20 protein-coding genes are annotated in these 20,445 nt (G+C 66.5%); 12 read left to right on the top strand and 8 right to left on the bottom strand.

Annotated elements, in window-relative coordinates; genetic code table 11:
* The first annotated feature begins 36 nt into the window (after positions 1 to 36).
* The gene (locus EAH84_RS01305) at positions 37 to 1,287 is read left to right on the top strand and encodes a putative DNA modification/repair radical SAM protein (RefSeq protein WP_140866509.1); all 1,251 of its coding nucleotides are present in this window, start codon (positions 37 to 39) and stop codon (positions 1,285 to 1,287) included.
* A 3-nt stretch (positions 1,288 to 1,290) separates the two neighbouring features.
* Here the strand turns inward: EAH84_RS01305 and EAH84_RS01310 are convergent, their stop codons facing one another.
* From EAH84_RS01310 to coxB, 4 genes are all read right to left on the bottom strand, one after another.
* The gene (locus tag EAH84_RS01310; RefSeq protein ID WP_140866512.1) at positions 1,291 to 2,361 is read right to left on the bottom strand and encodes a 5-(carboxyamino)imidazole ribonucleotide synthase; all 1,071 of its coding nucleotides are present in this window, start codon (positions 2,359 to 2,361) and stop codon (positions 1,291 to 1,293) included.
* Positions 2,358 to 2,840 (bottom strand): 5-(carboxyamino)imidazole ribonucleotide mutase, encoded by a 483-nt coding sequence (gene purE / locus EAH84_RS01315; RefSeq protein WP_140866515.1) that lies wholly within the window; start codon positions 2,838 to 2,840, stop codon positions 2,358 to 2,360. The genes EAH84_RS01310 and purE overlap by 4 nt, the downstream gene beginning before the upstream one ends.
* A 113-nt stretch (positions 2,841 to 2,953) precedes the next feature.
* Positions 2,954 to 4,615: a cytochrome c oxidase subunit I gene (gene ctaD / locus EAH84_RS01320; protein WP_140866518.1), complete on the bottom strand. Its 1,662-nt coding sequence runs from the start codon at positions 4,613 to 4,615 to the stop codon at positions 2,954 to 2,956.
* A gap of 1 nt (position 4,616) precedes the next feature.
* Entirely contained in the window at positions 4,617 to 5,789 is a 1,173-nt protein-coding gene (gene coxB, locus EAH84_RS01325; protein WP_140866521.1) for a cytochrome c oxidase subunit II, read from the bottom strand.
* A 204-nt stretch (positions 5,790 to 5,993) separates the two neighbouring features.
* On the opposite strand from coxB, the gene pyrE reads away from it, so the two are divergent.
* From pyrE to EAH84_RS01350, 5 genes are all read left to right on the top strand, one after another.
* Positions 5,994 to 6,575, top strand: coding sequence for an orotate phosphoribosyltransferase (pyrE, locus tag EAH84_RS01330; RefSeq protein ID WP_140866524.1), 582 nt, complete (start codon positions 5,994 to 5,996; stop codon positions 6,573 to 6,575).
* A complete protein-coding gene (locus tag EAH84_RS01335; protein WP_140866527.1) occupies positions 6,572 to 7,303 on the top strand; it encodes a pyridoxine 5'-phosphate synthase in 732 nt (243 codons plus the stop codon). Before pyrE ends, EAH84_RS01335 begins: the two co-directional genes overlap by 4 nt.
* A gap of 222 nt (positions 7,304 to 7,525) precedes the next feature.
* On the top strand, positions 7,526 to 7,948 hold the full coding sequence (gene acpS / locus EAH84_RS01340; RefSeq protein WP_140866529.1) for a holo-ACP synthase: 423 nt from the start codon (positions 7,526 to 7,528) through the stop codon (positions 7,946 to 7,948).
* Positions 7,945 to 8,907, top strand: coding sequence for a signal peptidase I (lepB, locus tag EAH84_RS01345; RefSeq protein WP_140866532.1), 963 nt, complete (start codon positions 7,945 to 7,947; stop codon positions 8,905 to 8,907). The genes acpS and lepB overlap by 4 nt, the downstream gene beginning before the upstream one ends.
* A 1-nt stretch (position 8,908) precedes the next feature.
* Entirely contained in the window at positions 8,909 to 9,976 is a 1,068-nt protein-coding gene (locus tag EAH84_RS01350) for an AI-2E family transporter (RefSeq protein ID WP_241656394.1), read from the top strand.
* Here the strand turns inward: EAH84_RS01350 and EAH84_RS01355 are convergent.
* A complete protein-coding gene (locus EAH84_RS01355) occupies positions 9,956 to 11,002 on the bottom strand; it encodes a glycosyltransferase (RefSeq protein WP_140866535.1) in 1,047 nt (348 codons plus the stop codon). The two genes, EAH84_RS01350 and EAH84_RS01355, sit on opposite strands and share 21 nt — an antisense overlap.
* Positions 11,003 to 11,090: 88 nt before the next feature.
* Here EAH84_RS01355 and EAH84_RS01360 point away from each other — a divergent pair, with 88 nt between their 5' ends.
* The 3 genes from EAH84_RS01360 to EAH84_RS01370 are packed head-to-tail and all read left to right on the top strand — an operon-like array spanning position 11,091 to position 13,758.
* Positions 11,091 to 12,044, top strand: a complete 954-nt coding sequence (locus tag EAH84_RS01360; RefSeq protein ID WP_241656395.1) for a hypothetical protein — start codon at positions 11,091 to 11,093, stop codon at positions 12,042 to 12,044.
* Positions 12,041 to 12,571 (top strand): DUF2141 domain-containing protein, encoded by a 531-nt coding sequence (locus tag EAH84_RS01365; RefSeq protein WP_140866538.1) that lies wholly within the window; start codon positions 12,041 to 12,043, stop codon positions 12,569 to 12,571. Before EAH84_RS01360 ends, EAH84_RS01365 begins: the two co-directional genes overlap by 4 nt.
* Positions 12,571 to 13,758 (top strand): glycosyltransferase, encoded by a 1,188-nt coding sequence (locus EAH84_RS01370; protein WP_140866541.1) that lies wholly within the window; start codon positions 12,571 to 12,573, stop codon positions 13,756 to 13,758. The genes EAH84_RS01365 and EAH84_RS01370 overlap by 1 nt, the downstream gene beginning before the upstream one ends.
* A gap of 25 nt (positions 13,759 to 13,783) precedes the next feature.
* Here EAH84_RS01370 and EAH84_RS01375 read toward each other — a convergent pair whose 3' ends face one another.
* A complete protein-coding gene (locus EAH84_RS01375) occupies positions 13,784 to 15,205 on the bottom strand; it encodes a DUF2029 domain-containing protein (RefSeq protein WP_241656396.1) in 1,422 nt (473 codons plus the stop codon).
* Between the two features lie 85 nt (positions 15,206 to 15,290).
* Here EAH84_RS01375 and EAH84_RS01380 point away from each other — a divergent pair, with 85 nt between their 5' ends.
* Positions 15,291 to 16,913, top strand: a complete 1,623-nt coding sequence (locus EAH84_RS01380; RefSeq protein WP_140866544.1) for an alkaline phosphatase D family protein — start codon at positions 15,291 to 15,293, stop codon at positions 16,911 to 16,913.
* On the opposite strand, the gene ubiG is transcribed toward EAH84_RS01380, so the two are convergent.
* A complete protein-coding gene (ubiG, locus tag EAH84_RS01385) occupies positions 16,914 to 17,657 on the bottom strand; it encodes a bifunctional 2-polyprenyl-6-hydroxyphenol methylase/3-demethylubiquinol 3-O-methyltransferase UbiG (protein ID WP_140866547.1) in 744 nt (247 codons plus the stop codon).
* A 55-nt stretch (positions 17,658 to 17,712) separates the two neighbouring features.
* On the opposite strand from ubiG, the gene EAH84_RS01390 reads away from it, so the two are divergent.
* Entirely contained in the window at positions 17,713 to 18,963 is a 1,251-nt protein-coding gene (locus tag EAH84_RS01390) for an aspartate kinase (protein ID WP_140866550.1), read from the top strand.
* Positions 18,964 to 19,010: 47 nt separating this feature from the next.
* Positions 19,011 to 20,042, top strand: coding sequence for an NAD(P)H-dependent flavin oxidoreductase (locus EAH84_RS01395; protein WP_194150341.1), 1,032 nt, complete (start codon positions 19,011 to 19,013; stop codon positions 20,040 to 20,042).
* Position 20,043: 1 nt separating this feature from the next.
* Here the strand turns inward: EAH84_RS01395 and EAH84_RS01400 are convergent, their stop codons facing one another.
* On the bottom strand, positions 20,044 to 20,388 hold the full coding sequence (locus tag EAH84_RS01400; protein WP_140866553.1) for a hypothetical protein: 345 nt from the start codon (positions 20,386 to 20,388) through the stop codon (positions 20,044 to 20,046).
* Between the last annotated feature and the right edge of the window lie 57 nt (positions 20,389 to 20,445).

The raw sequence follows: 20,445 nt of genomic DNA on the forward strand, positions 1-20,445 counted from the left end.
ATCGACAACGGTTCTGCGGGAACGTAAAGAGAACACATGGCCCAGCTCGACACCCGCGAGAAGCTCGAAATTCTCGCCGACGCCGCGAAATATGACGCGTCCTGTTCGTCGTCGGGCACCGTCAAACGCGGGTCGAAGGACGGCAAGGGATTGGGATCGACCGACGCGGGGATGGGGATCTGCCACGCCTATGCGCCCGATGGGCGGTGCATCAGCCTGTTGAAAATCCTGCTGACCAACAGCTGCATCTTCGATTGCCATTACTGCATCAACCGCAAGAGTTCAAACGTCCGCCGCGCACGCTTCACCGCGAAGGAGGTCGTCGACCTCACCATCGCCTTTTACAAGCGCAACTATATCGAGGGATTGTTCCTCAGCTCGGGGATCATAGCCTCGTCGAACTACACGATGGAGCAGATGGTCGAGGTCGCGCGCAGCCTGCGCGAGGACCATCATTTCCGCGGCTATATCCATTTGAAGACGATTCCCGACGCCGATCCCGCGCTGGTCCACCAGGCCGGGCTCCATGCCGATCGCGTGTCGATCAACATCGAATTGCCGACCGCGGGCGGGCTGAAGCGGCTGGCGCCAGAAAAGGACGGGGTGCGGATCGAAACTGCGATGCGCGAGGTGAAGGCGGCGATCACCGACGGGCGCGATGCGAAGAAGAAGTACAAGTCCGCACCGACTTTCGCGCCCGCGGGCCAGTCGACGCAGATGATCGTTGGCGCTGACGCCGCGACCGACCGCGACATCGTAACCCGCGCGTCGTCGCTCTACGATCGATTCGGGCTGCGCCGGGTCTATTATTCGGCGTTCAGCCCGATTCCCGATGCGAGCAGCGTGTTGCCGCTCCAGCGTCCGCCGCTGATGCGCGAACATCGGTTGTACCAGTCCGACTGGCTGATGCGGTTCTACGACTATGCGCCCGCCGAGATCGTTGCGGCGGCGGATACGTCGACCGGGATGCTCCCGCTCGACATCGATCCCAAGCTCGCCTGGGCGCTCAAATTCCGCGGGTCGTTTCCGGTCGACGTCAACCGCGCGCCGCGCGAAATGCTGCTGCGGGTGCCGGGGTTGGGAACCAAGGCGGTCGCGGCGATCCTGACGAGCCGACGCTGGCGGCGGTTGCGGCTCGACGATGTCGCGCGGCTGACGGTATCGATCGCGAAGGTGCGGCCATTCATCGTCGCGGAGAACTGGCGGCCCGTCGTGCTGGCCGACCGCGCCGATCTGCGCCCGCTGATCGCGCCGAAGAAGGAACAGCTCGAACTGTTCGCGGCGTAAGTATCAGCGCGTGACGCGGGTGATGTGTCCCATTTTGCGGCCGGGGCGGGCCTGGCGCTTACCGTAGAGGTGGAGGTGCGCGCCGGGTTCGGCGAGCGCGGGTGCCCAGGGATCGTCGCCGATCAGGTTTTCCATCGTCACCCGCGTGCCGGTCAACGCGGTGCTGCCGAGCGGCAGGCCACAGATCGCCCGGATGTGGTTTTCGAATTGCGAGGTTTCGGCGCCCTCGATCGTCCAATGGCCCGAATTGTGGACGCGGGGCGCCATCTCGTTGAACACCGGGCCGTCCGCACCGACGAAGAATTCGCACGCGAGGACGCCGACATAGTCGAGGCGTTCGGCGATCCGCAGCGCCAGATCGGTCGCTTCCTCGGTTTGCGCGAGCACCTCGACCGGGGCGGGAAGGGTGGAGGTCCGCAGGATCGCGTCGCGGTGGACGTTGTGCGGCGCGTCGTAGCGGGCGGTGGCGCCATCCCGCCCGCGCGCGATCAGGATCGAGAATTCGTGGGTGAAGGGGACGAACGCCTCGAGCACCGCGGGGCCGCCGATCGCCTCCCACGCGGTGTCCGCGTCGGAGGGCGAATCGAGCTTTACCTGGCCCTTGCCGTCGTAGCCGAAACGCGCGGTCTTTAGGATCGCGGGGGTGCCGACCGCGGCGATGCCCGCTTCGAGCGTCGCGAGGCTGTCGACCTGGGCCCAGCGCGCGGGGCGGCCGCCGACCTGTTCGACGAAGCGCTTCTCCGCGATCCGTTCCTGCGCGATGCGGAGCGCGCGCGGATGGGGATGGACCGCGACGCGCGTCGCGAGCCATTCGACCGGCTCGCACGCGATATTTTCGAATTCGTAGGTCACGACGTCGCAGGCGTTGGCGAAATCGGCGAGGACGATGCGGTTGTGATAATCGGCGCGGGTCATGCTCGACGCCGATTGCGCGGCGATGCTCTCGCGGTCGGGGGCGAGGACGTGGGTGCGATAGCCGAGCTGCGCCGCGGCGGTGGCGAGCATCCGACCGAGCTGGCCGCCGCCCAAGATTCCGATCGTGGCGCCGGGCTCGAGTCTGCCTAGCTCGGTCATGTAGGGTCGGTCGCGACCGCCTCGGTTTGCGCGGTGCGCCAAGCCTGGAGGCGATCGCTCAGCGAGTCGTCGCCGAGCGCGAGGATCGCGGCGGCGAGTAGCCCAGCGTTGATCGCGCCTGCCTTGCCGATCGCGAGCGTGCCGACCGGAATCCCCGCGGGCATCTGGACGATCGAGAGCAGGCTATCCTGGCCGCGCAACGCCTTCGATTCGACCGGCACGCCGAGGACCGGAAGATGCGTCATCGCCGCGGTCATGCCGGGGAGGTGCGCGGCTCCGCCGGCGCCCGCGATCACCAGCTTCAGCCCGCGCGATGCCGCGGTTTTGGCATAGTTGACCAGACGATCGGGGGTGCGGTGCGCCGACACCACGCGGGTTTCGTGAGTGATATCGAGTTCGGTCAGGATCGCTGCGGCGTGGCGCATCGTCTCCCAGTCGGAAGTCGATCCCATGATGATGCCGACAAGAGGCTGCGTCATCCGCTGCGCCTAGCTTGGCGGTGGCGTGAGGGCAAGCCGACCCCGTGACGCGAAACGCCCCGGGGTTTCCCCCGGGGCGTTGCTGGTTGCCGTGAGTGCGTCGGTCGCCGGGGCTAGTCGATTTTTGGCAGCGTTTCGAACTGGTGGTACGGCGGCGGGGAGGACAGCGTCCATTCCAGCGTCGTCGCGCCTTCGCCCCACGGGTTGTCGCCGACCTTCTTGCCCGCGATCAGGCTCCAGATCAGATTGCCGAAGAAGATCAGCATCGAGAACGCCATGATCTCGTAGCCATGGGTCGCGATCCCGTTCCAGTAAGCATATTGCTCGGTGTAATCGGGAATGCGCCGCGGCATGCCCTGAAGACCCAGAAAGTGCATCGGGAAGAACATCACGTTCACGCCGACGAAGAAAATCCAGAAATGCGCCTGGCCGAGGAATTCATTGTACATCCGGCCCGACATCTTCGGGAACCAGTAATAGAACCCTGCGAACAGGCTGAACACCGCGCCGAGGCTGAGCACATAGTGGAAATGCGCGACCACGTAATAAGTGTCCTGCATGTAATCGTCGATCCCGCCGTTGGCAAGCACCACGCCGGTGACGCCGCCGACCGTGAACATGAAGATGAAACCCATCGCCCAGACCATCGGGGTCTTGAACGACAGCGATCCGCCCCACATCGTCGCGATCCAGCTGAAGATCTTGATGCCGGTCGGCACCGCGATCACCATCGTCGCGGCGGTGAAGTACATCTTCACGTTCACGCTGAGTCCGGTCACGAACATGTGGTGCGCCCACACGACGAAGCCGACGACGCCGATCGCAACCATGGCATAGGCCATGCCGAGATAGCCGAAGACGGGCTTTTTCGAGAAGGTCGAGATGATCTGGCTGACGATGCCGAAGCCCGGCAGGATCATGATGTAGACCTCCGGGTGACCGAAGAACCAGAAGAGATGCTGGTAGAGAATCGGATCGCCACCACCCGCGGGATCGAAGAAGGTCGTCCCGAAATTACGGTCGGTCAGCAGCATCGTAATCGCCGCCGCCAGGACGGGGAGCGCGAGCAGCAGCAGGAACGCGGTGACGAGCACCGACCACACGAAAAGCGGCATCTTGTGGAGCGTCATGCCCGGCGCGCGCATGTTGAAGATGGTGGTGATGAAGTTGATCGCGCCGAGGATCGACGACGCGCCCGCCAGATGAAGCGACAGGATCGCCATATCGGTCGACGGCCCCGGCTCGCCATAGGTCGAGAGCGGCGCGTAGAGCGTCCACCCGTTGCCCGCGCCGCCAAAGAAGGGCGAGGCCAGCAGCAGCGAAAAGGCGGGAACGAGCAGCCAGAAGCTGATGTTGTTCATCCGCGGGAACGCCATGTCGGGCGCGCCGATCATGATCGGGACGAACCAGTTGCCGAAGCCCCCGATCATCGCGGGCATCACCATGAAGAACACCATGATCAGGCCGTGTGCGGTGATGAGGACGTTCCAGAGGTGGAGCGATTCATCGAGGCTCGCCGAGCCGCCATGAAGGTGCGCGGCCCAACCCTGGAGATACTGAATGCCGGGATGCGCCAGTTCGGCGCGCATCAGTCCCGAAATCGATCCACCGATGATCCCCGCGACGATCGCGAAGATCAGGTACAGCGTGCCGATATCCTTGTGGTTGGTCGACATGAACCAACGCGCGAAGAAGCTGGGCTTGTGGTCCGCATCGGCATGCGCGTGGTCGTCATGCGCGACGAAGGCCGAGGGGGGAAGAGCGGTATCGGTCATCTTAGCGTCCAACGTTGCCGACGGGTGCGGTAGCGGTCGCGCCCTGGGTGACTTCGGGAGGGGTGGCGGTCGTGTTCTCGAGCGCGCCGTTGCTGGTTGGGACGATGCCCGGCGGCGTCACCGAGGTGGCATCACCCAAATCGGCGCCCGGCTGCGGTATCACCTTGTTCGAGGGCTGACCCGGGGTCGGCATCGTGCCCCCCTTGGCCTTGACCCACGCCGCGAATTGCGCGGGCGGTACCGCTTCGACCGCGATCGGCATGAAGCCGTGGCGCGCGCCGCACAGTTCGGAACACTGGCCGAAATACAGGCCGGGCTTTTCGATCGTGAAGCTGGTTTCGTTGAGGCGTCCAGGCACTGCGTCTAGCTTGATCCAGAACGCGGGCATCGCCCAGCTGTGGATCACGTCGGTCGACGTCGTGATCAGCCGGATCGGCACGCCGACCGGCAGGACAATACGGTTGTCGACCGCAAGCAGCCGCGGGCCGTCGGCGGCAGTGCGATAGCGTTCGCCCGCGCTGACCTGATCCTTTTCCTTCAGCATATTGGCGGTGATCTCGAACCCGCCATTGTCAGGATATTGATACGACCAATACCATTGGTTGCCGATCGCCTTTAGTGTGATCGCTCCGGCAGGCGCCGGCTTGTACTGCGCGGCGAGCAGCCCGATCGACGGAATCGCGATAAGCGCCAGGATCACGACGGGGATCAGCGTCCACAGCACCTCGATCGTGGTGTTGTGGCTGGTCTTGCTCGGCACCGGGTTGCTGCCTTCGCGATAGCGGAAGACGACCCACATCAGGAGAAAGAGGACCAGCAGCGAAATCGCGACGATCACGGGAACCAGGATAACGTCATGGAAATGATGCGCACGACGACCGTTCTTAGTCACCTGAGGTTGGAGGCCGTACAGGCCGTCGGTCGGCTGGCCGACCATTGGCTTCACCGTCATCGGGGGCGCCCCGTCCATCGCCAGTTCCGGGCTGGCGGGCGCGGCGGTCACTGGCGCGGCGGCACTGGTCGGCGCGAGGTTCGAAACGTCCGCAGGCGCGGCGGCGGCTTGCGGCGCAGGCTGCGCGGCCTGCGCCCCGACGCCCGGCGCGAAACCGGTCAATGCGAGAGCGGCGGCGGCCACCACTCCCTTCAATCCGCTACCCTTAAAGCCGATGCGCATGCGTCAATTCACCCCAGTTCGAACCACCCGGCGCGGCGCGCGCCACGACGGACGTGCGCTACCCTGCGCCGTTGTTGCGATGCGCCTATACGCGCGGGTGACGCGAGCCTCAAGCGCGGACGGCAAGGAATCTGGCGACGCTGCTTGGCCTTGGCGCAGCGACCCCCTATTAGCCGCGCTTCGCGATCACGATCCGGGCACGCCATGACCGACGACGACATCCTCGCCGAATTCCGCGCCGCAGATGCGCTGCTCGAGGGGCATTTCATCCTGTCATCGGGGCTGCGCAGCCCGCGTTACCTGCAGTGTGCGCGGGTGCTGATGGACCCGGCGCGGGGCGCGCGGCTCGCGCTGGCGCTGGTCGAGCGGCTGCCGGGCGAGCTGAAGGCGAAGATATCCGCGGTGGTCTCGCCCGCGATGGGCGGGGTGATCGCGGGGCACGAAATGGCGCGCGCGCTGGGGGTCGAGGCGATGTTCCTCGAACGCCCCGACGGCGTGTTCGAACTGCGCCGCGGGTTCCGGCTCGCACCGGGGCAGCAGGTGCTGATGATGGAGGATGTCGTCACCACCGGCCTGTCGTCGAAGGAAGCGATCGCCGCGATCGCGCGCGCGGGCGGCGAAGCGATCGCGGCGGCGGCGCTGGTCGATCGATCGGGCGGCGGCGCGGAACTAGGCGTGCCATTCTATCCGTTGCTGCGGCTCGACGTGCCGACCTATGCGCCCGATGCGCTGCCGCCAGAGCTGGTGGCGATCCCCGCGATCAAGCCCGGCAGTCGCGCGACGTGACCGCGCCGCTGCGCCTGGGCGTCAACATCGACCATGTCGCTACTGTCCGCAACGCGCGCGGCGAGGGTTATCCCGATCCGGTGCGCGCTGCGCTCATCGCGGCGGCGGCGGGGGCGGACGGGATCACCGCGCACCTGCGCGAGGATCGGCGCCACATCACCGACGACGACATCGCGCGGCTGTCGGCCGAACTGACGGTGCCGCTCAACCTGGAGATGGCGGCGACCGACGAGATGCTTGGCATCGCACTGCGTCACCGGCCTCATGCGGCGTGCATCGTCCCTGAAAAGCGCGAAGAGCGGACGACCGAGGGCGGGCTCGACGCGGCGGGGCAGCATAACCACCTCCAGCATCTCGTGTCGGAACTCAGCGGCGCGAACATCCGCGTGTCGCTGTTCATCGAGCCCGATCCGCGCCAGATCGACGCCGCGATCCGGCTGGGCGCGCCGGTCGTCGAACTCCATACCGGGCGCTATTGCATGCTGGAGGGGTACGCGCGCGCGCAGGAGCTGGGGCGGATCGCGGACGCCGCGGCGCTGGCGGTGAAGAACGGGATCGAGGTCCATGCCGGGCATGGCCTGACCTATGACAATGTCGGGCCGATCGCGGCGATCCCCCAGGTGCGCGAGCTGAACATCGGGCATTTCCTGATCGGCGAGGCGATTTTTCTGGGGCTCGACGAAGCGGTGCGGCGGATGCGTGCGGCGATGGATGCGGCGCGTGGGTGATGGTCGGCAGAAGGGATTGGTTCGCGCGGAGACGCAGAGACGCGGAGTGACTGGCGTTCGGGTCTGGGGGATGAGGCGCAATCCGTCAGGCGCGGGTGGATTGCGGGTGCCTGCGGCGCGAGGAGAAAGCCGCGCGCAGCGCATTTCGTTCTTCTCCTCCTATTCTTCTCCGCGTCTCCGCGCCTCTGCGCGAACCAATCTTCTTCAAGAAACAGTAACGATGTGATCGTCGGGCTAGGATCAGACCTGTGCAAGATCGAGCGGATTGCGGCGTCGCTCGAGCGGTTCGGCGAGCGGTTCGAAAACCGCGTGTTCACCGAGGTCGAGCGCGCCAAGGCGGCGCGGCGGCCGTTTACCAAGGCGGGAACGCTGGCCAAACGCTTTGCCGCCAAGGAAGCGTTCGCGAAGGCGGTCGGGACCGGATTTCGGGCGGGGGTGTTCATGAAGGACATCGGCGTCGTCAACGCGGGCAGCGGCGCGCCGACGCTCAGCCTGACCGGCGGGGCCAAGGCCAGGGTTGACGCGTTGATACCCGAAGGCCACGGCGCCCGCGTACATCTGACCATGACCGACGATCATCCCTGGGCGCAGGCCTTCGTGATCATCGAGGCGATAGCCAACCCAAAGGCGAGTGACGACGAATGAAGGAAGCGGTGGTGGACGGCAACGCAGCGCCAGAGCGTCAGGACGGCGCCGAGCCCGCCCCTGCGCATGCTATCACGGTCAAGAAACGGACCGACTGGTGGACCGAGACCAAGGGCATCTTTTGGCTGATCCTGATCGTGCTCGGCTTTCACAGCTTCGTCGCCAAGCCCTTCTATATCCCGAGCGAATCGATGTTGCCGGGCCTCCGGATCGGCGACCGGCTGGTGGTCAGCAAGTTCGCTTATGGCTGGTCGTTCGTGTCGCCGACGATCCCCAACCCGGTCGCGATCTTCGACAGCCTGGTCCTCCACCGGCAGGAGGATAGCTGGAGCGTCGGTTTGCCGTTTATCCACGGACGGCTGCTCGGCAGCCTGCCAACCCGCGGCGATGTCGTGATCATCACCCCGCCGGGGACGCAGAATGATTATATCAAGCGGGTGATCGGCCTGCCCGGCGATACGATCGAGGTGCGCGGCGGCAACGTGATCCTCAACGGGCGCGCAATCCCGCGCGGGCCGCTGCATTTCGTCAATATCCCGGTCGACAGCAACAGCCCATGCAGCGATGCCGACTATCCCGGCGCGCGGGTGCGCGGGTCGCAAGGCGGAATGGTCTGCCACCTGCCGATCGTGACCGAAACGCTGCCCAATGGCCGCCGTTACGACACCGTCGAGCTGGGCTGGTCGCCGGGTGACAATTACGGGCCGATCGCGATCCCCGCCAACCACGTGTTCCTGATGGGCGACAACCGCGATCGGTCGGCCGACAGCCGCTTCCCGCTGTACGAACAGGGGCTGGGGGGTGCGGTGCCGTACGAGAACCTCGGCGGGCGTGCCGAATTCATCACCTTCAGCCTCGATGGCGATGCTTCGCTCAACCCGTTGACCTGGTGGGGATCGCTCCGCCCGGCGCGCGCGGGGACATCGCTCCATCCCGTGCAGGGTGCGAAGGCGCGCTGACGTGGATCTGCCCCCGCATCTCGTCCAGGCGCCCAGCCCCAACGAGTTGCGCGATCCGATCGTTCGCCAGGAACTGAAGCGCGCGGGGGTGTGGCTGGGGATGGCGAGCGCGATCGCGCTGGCGGTGATCCTGGTCCAGCCGCTGTTGATCATCTTTGCCGGAATCGTCTTCGCGGCGTTGCTCGACGGTGGCGTGCGGCTGCTTGGCCGGGTGCTGCCGATTCCGCGCGGGTGGCGGCTGCTGATCGTGGTCGTCGCGGTCGTGCTGTGCCTGCTCACGACCTTCTATCTGACCGGGGTGCAGGTGGCGCAGCAGGCGAGCCAGCTTCGCGCGACCCTTGAGATTCAGGCGAGTCGCTTCGGCAATTTCCTTACCGCGCAGGGGATGATGCCGGGTGCATCGGACGTCAACGGATTCGTCCGCCAAGCCCTGGGATCGGTCGGGCGGCTGACGTCGTGGCTCGGGACTGCGGTCGGCGCGCTCACCAGCATGGCGATGATCCTGGTGTTGGGGCTGTTCCTGGCGATGGACCCGCGCGCCTATGACCGCGGGCTGCAATGGATGATCCCGCGCGATTCACGCGCCGAGTTCGCGGAGACGATCGAGGCGATGGGGCGGACGCTCAGGCGGCTGCTCGCGGGGCGGCTAGTCGGGATGGCGTTCGAGGGCGTTTTCACGTGGATCGCGCTGGCGATCGGGGGCGTGCCGATGGCGCTGCTACTCGGAATCATCGCCGGAATTCTCGCATTCATCCCCAATATCGGCGCGATCATCACCGGGGCGATGATGGTCGCGGTGGGGTTCAGCGCCGGGGTCCACACCGGGTTGTGGGCGATCGGCACCTATCTGATCGTCCAGACCTTCGATGGTTATGTCGTCGTGCCGATGGTGGCGAAGCGGACGGTCGACCTGCCGCCCGCGTTGACGCTGGGTATGCAGATTCTCGCGAGCGCGCTGTTCGGTATCCTGGGGCTGGCGCTCGCCGACCCGATGACCGCGATGATAAAGACCGCGCTCGAACGCAGCGCCGACCGCGAGGACGCCGCGTCAGACCAAGCTGTCGAATAGCGCCAGGTAGCGCGCGCCCGAATCGAGCCCCGGCAGCGGAACCGGCGGTGGGCGGGGCGCATCGAGCCAATGGGTCAACGCGCGCGCCAGCGCCTGCGGATCGTCGCGGGGGACGATCGTGCCGAGCGAGGCGTCGATGACGATCTCGGCGATCGCCTCGCTCGAATCGGTCGAGACCACCGGCGTGCCGACCGACAGCGCCTCCCGCAGCACCCCCGGCACACCCTCGTAATCGCTGGTCAGCGCGATGACGCGCGCCACCTCCATCATCGCAACCGGGTTGGCGACATGCCCCGGTAGGTGAACGCGATCGGCGCCGGCCGCCGCCTTCGCGGCCAGATCGGCGCGGAGCGGGCCTTCGCCGAGGATCACCACCGTCACATCGGCGGGGAGCAGCGGAATGACGTCGATCAGTCGATCCCAGCGTTTCTGCGGCACCAGTCGGCCGACCCCCAGAATGACTCGCGTGCCCGGCAGCGCGACCGGCACTGCGCCGGGCACGGGGGGCGGGGGCGGATTGGGGATGACGCTGACCCGGCCATCCATCCGCAGCAACCGCGCGGCGGTAGCGGCAGTGGCAGGGGTCATCGCGACGAGCGCATCGAGGAAACGGCCGTGGAGCGTGAGCCAGCGCCGATGCGCGATATCGAGGAGGATCCCGTGGTCGCCGCGATCGGGGGCATTGGACATTTTGGCGACGATCGGCGGGCTCGCGAGTCCCAGCACCAGCCGCGCCCATGCCGCGGCGCTGGTGTAGTAACTGCCCGCGCAGAACAGCAGGTCGGGGCGCCGATCGCGGATGAGGCGGGGCAGCGCGGTCGCGAGCGCGCAAAAGGAGGGCGTGCCGAGGTCGACGAGATCGAGGCCCGGCGGCAATTCAGTGGCGAGCGGGCCGCTGCGATCGCCGATCAACAAGGTTACCCGCCGCCCCGCCTCAATCCACGCGCGCGCCAGCCGCAACTGCGCGCGCTCGACCCCGCCGCCGTCAAGAGTCCGCGCGAAGGTAAGGATATGATCGGCCGCCATCTGGTATCGGCTGTGGCACATTCCTATACAGGTGCAAGCGCCGCGCCTTGCGGCTACAGCGCTGCGCCTCAACGCCATCGGAGCCCCGGTGCCCATCACCCCGACCATCGAACCGCCGCTCGCCACCCTGTTGTCCCCGCTCGTCGCCGCGCCCTCGGCCGTCGTCGGGCTGGAGCCGGTGACGACGATCAAGAGCCGCTGGCCGACGATCATCGGCGCGCTGGTGACGGTCGCGATGCTGGTCGGACTGGGGCGGGAGTTATTCGGATCGGGGCTCGCGGGGCTGACGCGAACAGTGCCGCGCGATCCGTTGTTCTACGTTGCGTTCGCGGGGGTGTATTTCACGCTGCCGGTGTTCGACTATCTGATCTTTCGCAAACTGTGGGGGATTCCGCTGTCGGGGTTGGTCGCGCTGATCAAGAAGCGGATCGCGAACGACGTCGTCGTCGGCTATTCGGGCGAGGCGTATTTCTATGCCTGGGCGCGCGCGAAGGCGCGGTTCGTGGCGGCACCTTTCGGCGCGGTAAAGGATGTATCCATCCTGTCCGCGATCGCGGGTAATGCGATCACGCTGGCGATGATCGCGGTCGCGCTGCCGGTCGGGCGCCACCTGATCCCGCCCGAGATGATGCGCTATGTCTATGGGTCGCTCGCGATCGTGTTCGGCACGTCGATCCCGTTCCTGATTTTTTCGAAACGTGTGTTCTCGCTCGATCGCGGCCAGCTGTGGTGGGTGTTCGGCGCGCACATCGTGCGCTCGGTACTGACTTCGCTCTTTCTGGCGTTGGCGTGGCATTTCGCGCTGCCCGCAGTGTCAGTCGGGCTATGGCTGTTTTTGTCCGCGGGACGCCTGCTGTTCTCACGACTGCCGTTATTGCCCAACAAGGACCTGCTTTTCGCCAATTTTGCGATCCTGTTCATCGGGCAGGAAGGGGTCTTGTCCGGCCTGATCGCGTTCACCGCCGCGGCGGCGCTGCTCGTTCATGTCATCCTCATCGTCGCGTTCGGCCTTTATCGGCTAGCGATCAGGAGCGTAAAATGAAGTCTGTCATCCTCACCGTCGTGCTGGTCGCCGCCACCGGAATTGCCGCCGCACCTGCTACCGCCCAGATCATCGGCACCGACGCCGCGGCGTGCGCGCCGGGCGGCGGCCCCGCGATCCTGGCCAATCTGACCGGGCTGAAGGACCGCAAGGGCTCGCTCAAGCTCGAGCTGTACCCCGCGGCCGAGGACGATTTTCTGAAGGATGACTACGAGTTGGTCGCGCAGGGCAAAGTCTTCCGCCGGGTCCGGGCCGGCACGCCGGCGTCGGGCAGCGTGTCGGTGTGCATCCGCGTCCCCCATCCGGGCCGCTACGCGCTGCTCGCGACGCATGACCGCGATGGCAAGAACAAGTTCAATTTCTTCTCCGACGGCGCGGGCTTTCCGAGCAACAAGAAGCTCGGCATGTCGCGCCCCAAGCTGGCCGAAGCGGTAATCGACGTCGGCAGCGGCGTCACCACCACGACCATCCGGATGCAGTATCTGCGCGGCGTGCTATCGGGCTTCGGGCCGACCAAGGACGGCTGATGCGGATCGTCGACGTCAACGAATTCTATTCGCCGACCGGCGGCGGGGTTCGGACGTACGTCGACCGCAAGATGACCATCCTGGGCGAGATGGGCCATGAATTGATCGTGATCGCGCCGGGCCGCGAGGATCGGGTCGAGGAGCGCGCGGGCGGCCGGATCGTTTACGTCAAATCGCCCGGGATGCCGTTCGACAGCAATTACGGGTTGCTCTGGGACGCGGCGCCGATCCACGAACTGCTCGACCGATACGACCCCGATGTGGTCGAGAATTGTTCGCCCTGGCGCCCCGCGTGGATCGTGACCGATTGGCCGGGTACGGGCAACAAGCGCGCGATCCGGTCGTTCTTCGTGCATAACGACAATGTCGAGGCCTATCCCAAACGCTGGTTCGGCGGGGTCGCGTCGCCACAGGCGATCGAGCGCGCCTTCGCGTGGTACGATCGTTATCAGGGGCGGTTCCTCGATCGGCATGACACGGTTGTCACCAACGGTCCGGCGATGACCGCGCGACTGCGCGCGCGCGGCGTGCGGGTCGATGCGACGATGACGCTGGGGATCGAGCGCCGACATTTCTCGCCTGCATTTCGCGACGAAGAGTTGCGCGCGGCGTTGCTCGACGAGTGCAAATTGCCGCCCGGCGGGCATCTGCTGCTCGGGATCGGGCGGCACCATCCCGAAAAACGCTGGCCGGTGGTGATCGACGCGGTCGGGCGCGCCGGGGCGAAGCTGCCGGTGGGGCTGATCCTGCTGGGGCGGGGGATGGCGACCAAGGCGCTCGAGCGGCGGATCGGGGAAAGCCCGCACATCCGGTTGTTCCGCCCCACCTATGACCGCGCGCGCCTCGCCGCGATCATGGCGAGCGTCGATGCGTATATCCATGCGTCGGACGCCGAGCCGTTCGGGCTCGTCGGATACGAGGCGCTCGCGAGCGGTGCGCCGTTGATCCTGCCCGACGCGGGCGGGATGGCGGCGCTTGCCGACCCACTCTACACCGAGACGTATCGCGCGCGCGACGCGGTGTCTTGCGCCGAAGCGATCGGGCGCTTCTTCGCGCGCGACCAGGCGCCGATCCGCGCCGCGGCGGCGGCGGCGGCAGACGGTGTGCTCAGCGACGAGGAACATGCGCGGCGGCTGATCGCGCACTATGATGCGGTGATCGCGACGGCGACGGCGCGGACGGCGTAGGCCGACGTAACCTGCGTGGTCTGGCTCAGGGTTCGATCCACAGCGTGAACCGGTCACCCGGCACCGCGACCTTGCGATAGCCTGCTCCGCGCGCGCGGTCCGCCAGTAGCTGATCGAGCGCGGCATCGCCGCTGGTCCACGGACCCTCGCCCCCGGTCAGCACCGTCGGCGGCAGCGGCGCGGCGGCGGCCCGGTCGCGCGATACCAATGTCAGCGCACGCTCGTCGGCGGGTGATAACAACCCGCGGCTGCGAAAATAGAACGGCCCCGTCGCGAACCGCGGATCGATCGCGCGCGCGGTCGCGGGGACGAATGCGGGGGAGAGCGTAGCGACCGCGCCGGTCGCGCCCGCTCGATCCATCGCGGTACGGATCGCGGTACCGTCCCGGATCGCGGTAACCATGCCGCCCCCGGACGCGATCGCGATCAGCGACGGGGCGAGGCCCGCGCCGACGAAGACCGCCATCGCGACCCGCAGCCATCGTGCCGGCGGCTGTCGAGTCCAGACCAACGCCAGCGCGACGAAGAGCGGTGGGAGCAGTGGTAACAGATATTGCCGCCAGGTCGGGGTCGGGAGCAGTGCCGCGAACAATCCCGCGATGATGAGAACCAGCGGCAGCACCGGGCGGCGAGTGCCGCGCGCGATCCCGACGACGATCAGCGACAGCAGCGCGGGGCCGAGCGCGAGGAATTTGACGAAATCGATGATTTTCGCGCTCGCGGTGAGCTTCCACGCCCGCCCCGCCGCGCGATAATATTGGTCGGGTGCGGCCTGGGGGAAAACGAAGACCCCGAACGCAAATCCCTGCGGCGCGAGCCATAGGGTCCACGCCACGAACAGCGCGAGTGGCGCGACCCCAGCGAGCACCCAACCGGGACGTTGGCGGTGGGCGTCGACCAGCGCATAGCCACCATAGGCGAGCGCGGGGAACGCATAGGATAGTTTGGCGGCAGTGGCGGCGGCGAGGAGTCCCCCGATCGCCGCCGCTACTGCGCGCGTTCGTGCGGGACGGAGGGCGAGCCACAGCGCGACGGCGAGGCACGCAGCGGGGAGCGCATCGTTGCGCGCGGTGCCGATGCTGAAGAGCAGGATGTCGGTGGTCGCGAACAGTCCCGCGGCCACGACCGCCAACCACCGCGATGCGCCTGCGGTGCGCGCTGCTCCTGCCACCGCGATCACCGCGACGACACCGAATAGCGCATTGACGATGCGCAGCGCGGGCCAGGCCAAACTACCCGCCAGCGCCGCGACCGGTGCGAGCAGCAACGGCTGCAGCGGGGTCTGGAGATACGCATAGTCGCGATACTGCAGCAGCCCGTGCGCGGTCAGCACCGCAGCGGCAACATACTGGCTTTCGTCGTGATCGATCGGACGCAGCAGCGCGAGCGCCAAGAATATCAGTGACAACGCCGCCGCGCCCGTCATCATCCGCCGCGATCCCGCCATGACGACGCTCCTTAAAAAGCGCCGTCCCCGGTGTCACGAAAACATCACCGGCCCGGCGCAGGGACGGGTGGACAGGAGGGCTTCCATGACCATCACTATCGACCGTCGTTCACTCATCGCCACCGCCACGCTGGGGCTGGGCGCGTTCGCCATTCCCGGCTTCGCGCTCGCTCAAGATTTGGCGCGTGGTTTTACCCATGCGGTGGCGAGCGGCGAGCCCGCGAGCGATTCGATGCTGTTGTGGACCCGCTACGTCCCCGCCGGCGGCGGCGCGGTCGAGCTGACGGTCGAGGTTGCCGCCACTCCCGATTTCGCCAAGGTGGTTGCAGGCGGCACCGCGATCACCGGCCCATGGCGCGATCATACGACCAAGATCACGGTCGATGGCCTCGCGCCCGGGCAAGTCTATCATTATCGCTTTGTCGCGCCCGATGGCTCGTTCTCGCCGGTTGGCAGGACCAAGACGCTGCCCGACGAGAGCGGCAGGCAGTGGCGCGCGGCGATCTTTTCGTGCTCGAACATGGGGTTCGGCTGGTTCAACGCTTATGCGCACGCCGCGGCGCGCGACGACATCGACTGTGCGATCCACCTCGGCGATTATTTCTACGAATACGCCACTGGCAATTATCCGGTGGCCAAGGATGCGGTCGCCGGGCGCAACCCGCTGCCCGCCAACGAACTGCTCCAGCTTGCCGACTATCGCTTGCGCTATGCGAGCTATCGCAGCGATGCCGATCTCCAAAAGCTCCACCTGCTGCTGCCGATGATCGTCCAGTGGGACGACCATGAAAGCGCCAACGACAGCTGGGAAGGCGGCGCGGAAAACCACGATCCCAAGACCGAAGGTGCGTGGAACTTGCGCAGGGCCGCCGCGATCCAGGCGTATCGCGAATGGATGCCGGTCAGCGACGAGCCGTGGAAGGCGTATGACGTTGGTCGCCTCGCGACGCTGTTCCGCACCGAAACCCGCGTGCTTGCGCGAACCGAGCAACCCGATGTGGCGGCGCTGTTTAAATTTGCCGACCCCGCAACGGCGCTGAAAGCGTTCCACGACGGGGCGTGGCAGGATCCCGGCGCTACGATGATGGGCAGCCAGCAGGAAGTGTGGCTCGACCACGCGATCCGTGCCTCGGTGAAGACGGGACAGCGCTGGCAGGTGGTCGGGTTCGGGACGATCGTGGGTGACACCGGGCTGCCGCCAGAGGCGACGACCTGGCTCAACCAGAGCTCGAGCGATCGCGCGCGCGGCTATATCGAACATGGCATCGCGGCGGCGAAGGTGGGGCTGCCGTATAATTTCGATAGCTGGGGCGGTTATCCCGCGGCGCGCGCTCGCTTCCTGTCGGGCGCGCAGGCGAGCGGCGCGAACCTGGTCGTGATCTCGGGCGACAGCCACAATGCCTGGGCATACGACCTTGCGCAGCGCGGCAGCGCGGCGGGGGTTGAATTCGCCGGGTCGAGCGTCACCTCGAACGGGATCGAAAGCGGCTTCTCGCTCCAGCCCGCCACGGTGGCGCGCGAACTGGTTACGGCGAACCCCGAGCTCAAATGGTGCGACACGTCGAAGCGCGGCTATATGGCGATGACGATCACGCCAGATCGGGTCAGCAACGATTGGGTGATGGTCGATACCGTCAAGGTGAAAACGACGCGCGCAACCATCGCCCACACCGCGAGCGTGGCGCGCGGGCGCAACGTGATGGCGTGATTAGGCGCGTACCGCGGTCAGGAAGTAATCGAGCGCGGTGTTGTCGCTCAGGGTGAAGCCCGTGGCAGGCGAAAAGCTCAGTCCGCGGCGGTCGATCACCCTCAGGCCGGCTGCGGCCAGCAGCTCGGTCAGTTCATCGGGGGTCAGGAACTTCGACCAGTCATGCGTGCCGCGCGGGATGCGCCCGGTGCCCTCCGCGATCGTGATCATCGCGAGCCGCGACAGCGGGGTGCGGTTCGGGGTCGACAGGATCATCAGTCCGGCCTCTGCTACCGCCGCTGCCAGGCCGCGGACGAAGGCGGCAGGATCGGTAACGTGTTCGATCACTTCGAGGCAGGTCACAAGGTCATAGCGGTCGGCGATCGCGTCGACGCTGCCGGTGCGATAGTCGATCGTGAGCCCACTCGCGGCGGCGTGGAGCGCGGCGACCGCGACATTCTCCGCCGCCGCGTCGATCCCGGTGACCGTCGCGCCCAGCCGCGCGAGCGGTTCGCAGAGCAGGCCCGCGCCGCAGCCGACATCGAGTGCGGTTTTGCCCGCCAGCGGGGTGAAGCTTGGGGCATCACCGCCCCACTGAGCGTCGATCTGTTCGCGGATGTAGCGCAGCCGGGGCGGATTGAGCTTGTGGAGCATCGCCGAGGAGCCGCGGGGATCCCACCATTGCTTCGCCATCGCACCGAAATGCGCGGCCTCCGCCGGATCGATCGTTGTGCCGATCGTTACGCTGTCGCTTGCCACCGTCATGACGCCTTCCTATCAGGACCGCCGCCTCCACCCAACGGGATTTGCATCTACCGGCATGGCACGCATCGTGATGAAGTTCGGCGGCACGTCGATGGCGGGGATCGAACGGATCCGCCACGTCGCCGCGCGGGTGAAGCGCGAGGTCGATGCGGACAACGAGGTCGCGGTCGTCGTCTCGGCGATGGCGGGCGAGACCGATCGGTTGGTGAATTTCTGCCGAGAGGCATCGTCGCTCTACGATCCCCGCGAATATGATGTGGTGGTATCGAGCGGGGAACAGATCACCAGCGGGTTGCTCGCGATCGCGTTGCAGGCTGCGGGCGTGAAGGCGCGCAGCTGGCTCGGCTGGCAATTGCCGATTCGCACGTCGGACGGCCATGCCTCGGCGCGGATCGGGGAGATCGACACGACCGCGCTGAACGCGAGCCTGGCGGCGGGCGAGGTCGCGGTGATCCCCGGATTCCAGGGGGTCGCGTCCGGCGAGCGCGTGACTACGCTGGGGCGCGGCGGGTCGGATACCTCGGCGGTCGCGATGGCGGCGGCGATGAAGGCCGATCGCTGCGACATCTATACCGACGTCGATGGCGTCTACACCACCGATCCCCGGATCGTGCCGCGCGCGCGCAAATTGTCGAAGGTGACGTATGAGGAAATGCTCGAACTCGCGAGCGTCGGGGCAAAGGTGCTCCAGACCCGATCGGTCGGGCTGGCGATGAAGGAAAAGGTTCGGGTGCGCGTGTTGTCGTCGTTTGAGGACGGCGACGAGCCCCAGCGCGGCACGCTGATCGTGGGCGAAGAGGAAATTGACGACATGGAACGCCAACTCATCACCGGAATCGCGCACGACAAGAACGAGGCGAAGATTACGCTCGCCAGCGTGCCCGATCGCCCCGGTTCGGTTGCGGCGATCTTTACCCCGCTCGCGGACGCGGGGATCAACGTCGACATGATCGTCCAGAACGTCGCGCATGCGGCGCAATCGACCGACGTGACCTTCACGGTGCCAGCCGCCGACTTGCCGCGCAGCCTTGAGGTGCTTGGCCTCAACCAGGCGACAATCGGGTTCACGGCGATCGATCACGATACTCGCGTCGCCAAGATATCGGTCGTGGGCGTCGGCATGCGCAGCCACGCAGGCGTCGCGGCGACGATGTTCGCGACGCTGGGCGAACGCGGCATCAATATCCAGGTCATCACGACCAGCGAGATCAAGGTCAGCGTGCTGATCGAGGAGGATTACACCGAGCTTGCGGTGCGGGTGCTCCACACCGCCTACGGCCTCGATGCCGAGGATGCGGCGGCGTAGGCGTCGTACAATTCGCATCGTGCGAAAAATGACCTAAGGCCGCCATCATGAACGATACATCTTCGATCGGCGCGGCGCGTCTCCACCGCCGGATGGCGCGGGGCGCCGCATTTCTGGGCAGCGACTACGCAATCATGGCGGGTGCGATGTCGTGGGTCAGCGAGCGCAATCTCGTCGCCGCGATGTCGAACGCGGGCGGGTTCGGGGTGATCGCGTGCGGCGCGATGACTACCGACCTGCTCGATGCCGAGATCGCGGGCACCAAGACGCTTACCGCCAAGCCGTTCGGGGTAAACCTGATCACGATGCACCCCGATCTATTCGCGCTAATCGAGGTGTGCGCGAAGCACGCGGTTGGCCATGTCGTGCTGGCGGGCGGGCTTCCACCGAAGGGTAGTCTTGAGGCGATCAAGCAGATGGGGGCGAAGGTCATCTGCTTCGCGCCGACGCTGGCGATGGCGAAAAAACTGATCCGATCGGGGGTCGACGCGCTGGTGATCGAGGGAATGGAGGCGGGCGGGCACATCGGCCCGGTCTCCACCAGCGTGCTCGCGCAGGAAATGCTACCGACGATCGCCAACGAAGTGCCGGTCTTCGTCGCGGGCGGGATCGGTCGCGGCGAGGCGATCGCGGGGTATCTCGACATGGGCGCGGCGGGGGTCCAGCTCGGCACGCGGTTCGTGTGCGCAACCGAATCGATTGCGCATGCCAATTTCAAGAAGGCGTTCATCCGCGCCAGCGCGCGCGATGCGGTGGCGAGCGTCCAGCTTGACCCGCGGCTCCCGGTGATCCCGGTCCGCGCGCTCAAGAACGCGGCGGGCGAATCGTTCGGCGCCAAGCAGCGCGAGGTCGCCGCGCTGCTCGACGGCGGCAAGGTCGAGATGCTCGAAGCGCAGCTTCAGATCGAACATTATTGGGCGGGCGCATTGCGCCGCGCGGTGATCGACGGCGATGTCGAACATGGCAGCGTCATGGCGGGCCAGTCGGTTGGCATGGTTACCAAGGAAGAACCGCTCGCCGACATTATCGCGACGCTGATGGCGGAGGCGGCGGGCGCGTTGGAACAGCGCGCGGCCTGACCTATCGGTTCGGCAGCCGCACGAAATTGACCGCGAACAGCGCCGCCAGCGCATAGTCGATCTGCGCGAAGGCGAAACTTCCCATCGTGATCGCACCATGCGCGTAGAGAATCGTCATCGGCACCGCGAAGCTGAGTTTCGACGCGATCCCGATCGGGATCACCAGCCGATAGCGCACCGGATCGGTGGCGATCAGCAGATAGGCAAGCTGGGTCACCGCCGCCGCGCCCGCAAAGGCGTAGAGCCACTGCGTCTCGATCGTGAGCGGAGCGCGGAAGTAGAGCGATAACGTCGCGGCGAGGCCGTAAACCCCGGCCAGTGCGAAACTCCACGTCGCCATCCGCATGTCGTCGATCCTCCCTCGATCGGGGTAACCTTACGATCGATTAACCTTTTTGCGCGC

This window comes from Sphingomonas oligophenolica (genome assembly GCF_006438955.1).
Taxonomy (GTDB): domain Bacteria; phylum Pseudomonadota; class Alphaproteobacteria; order Sphingomonadales; family Sphingomonadaceae; genus Sphingomonas; species Sphingomonas oligophenolica_A.

Excerpts from the sequence above, each read along its gene's own strand:
- EAH84_RS01305 (WP_140866509.1), top strand. The coding sequence starts at position 37 with ATGGCCCAGCTCGACACCCGCGAGAAGCTCGAAATTCTCGCCGACGCC.
- EAH84_RS01310 (WP_140866512.1), bottom strand. The coding sequence starts at position 2,361 with ATGACCGAGCTAGGCAGACTCGAGCCCGGCGCCACGATCGGAATCTTG.
- purE (WP_140866515.1), bottom strand. The coding sequence starts at position 2,840 with ATGACGCAGCCTCTTGTCGGCATCATCATGGGATCGACTTCCGACTGG.
- ctaD (WP_140866518.1), bottom strand. The coding sequence starts at position 4,615 with ATGACCGATACCGCTCTTCCCCCCTCGGCCTTCGTCGCGCATGACGAC.
- coxB (WP_140866521.1), bottom strand. The coding sequence starts at position 5,789 with ATGCGCATCGGCTTTAAGGGTAGCGGATTGAAGGGAGTGGTGGCCGCC.
- pyrE (WP_140866524.1), top strand. The coding sequence starts at position 5,994 with ATGACCGACGACGACATCCTCGCCGAATTCCGCGCCGCAGATGCGCTG.
- lepB (WP_140866532.1), top strand. The coding sequence starts at position 7,945 with ATGAAGGAAGCGGTGGTGGACGGCAACGCAGCGCCAGAGCGTCAGGAC.
- EAH84_RS01355 (WP_140866535.1), bottom strand. The coding sequence starts at position 11,002 with ATGGCGGCCGATCATATCCTTACCTTCGCGCGGACTCTTGACGGCGGC.
- EAH84_RS01365 (WP_140866538.1), top strand. The coding sequence starts at position 12,041 with ATGAAGTCTGTCATCCTCACCGTCGTGCTGGTCGCCGCCACCGGAATT.
- EAH84_RS01370 (WP_140866541.1), top strand. The coding sequence starts at position 12,571 with ATGCGGATCGTCGACGTCAACGAATTCTATTCGCCGACCGGCGGCGGG.
- EAH84_RS01375 (WP_241656396.1), bottom strand. The coding sequence starts at position 15,205 with ATGGCGGGATCGCGGCGGATGATGACGGGCGCGGCGGCGTTGTCACTG.
- EAH84_RS01380 (WP_140866544.1), top strand. The coding sequence starts at position 15,291 with ATGACCATCACTATCGACCGTCGTTCACTCATCGCCACCGCCACGCTG.
- ubiG (WP_140866547.1), bottom strand. The coding sequence starts at position 17,657 with ATGACGGTGGCAAGCGACAGCGTAACGATCGGCACAACGATCGATCCG.
- EAH84_RS01390 (WP_140866550.1), top strand. The coding sequence starts at position 17,713 with ATGGCACGCATCGTGATGAAGTTCGGCGGCACGTCGATGGCGGGGATC.
- EAH84_RS01395 (WP_194150341.1), top strand. The coding sequence starts at position 19,011 with ATGAACGATACATCTTCGATCGGCGCGGCGCGTCTCCACCGCCGGATG.
- EAH84_RS01400 (WP_140866553.1), bottom strand. The coding sequence starts at position 20,388 with ATGCGGATGGCGACGTGGAGTTTCGCACTGGCCGGGGTTTACGGCCTC.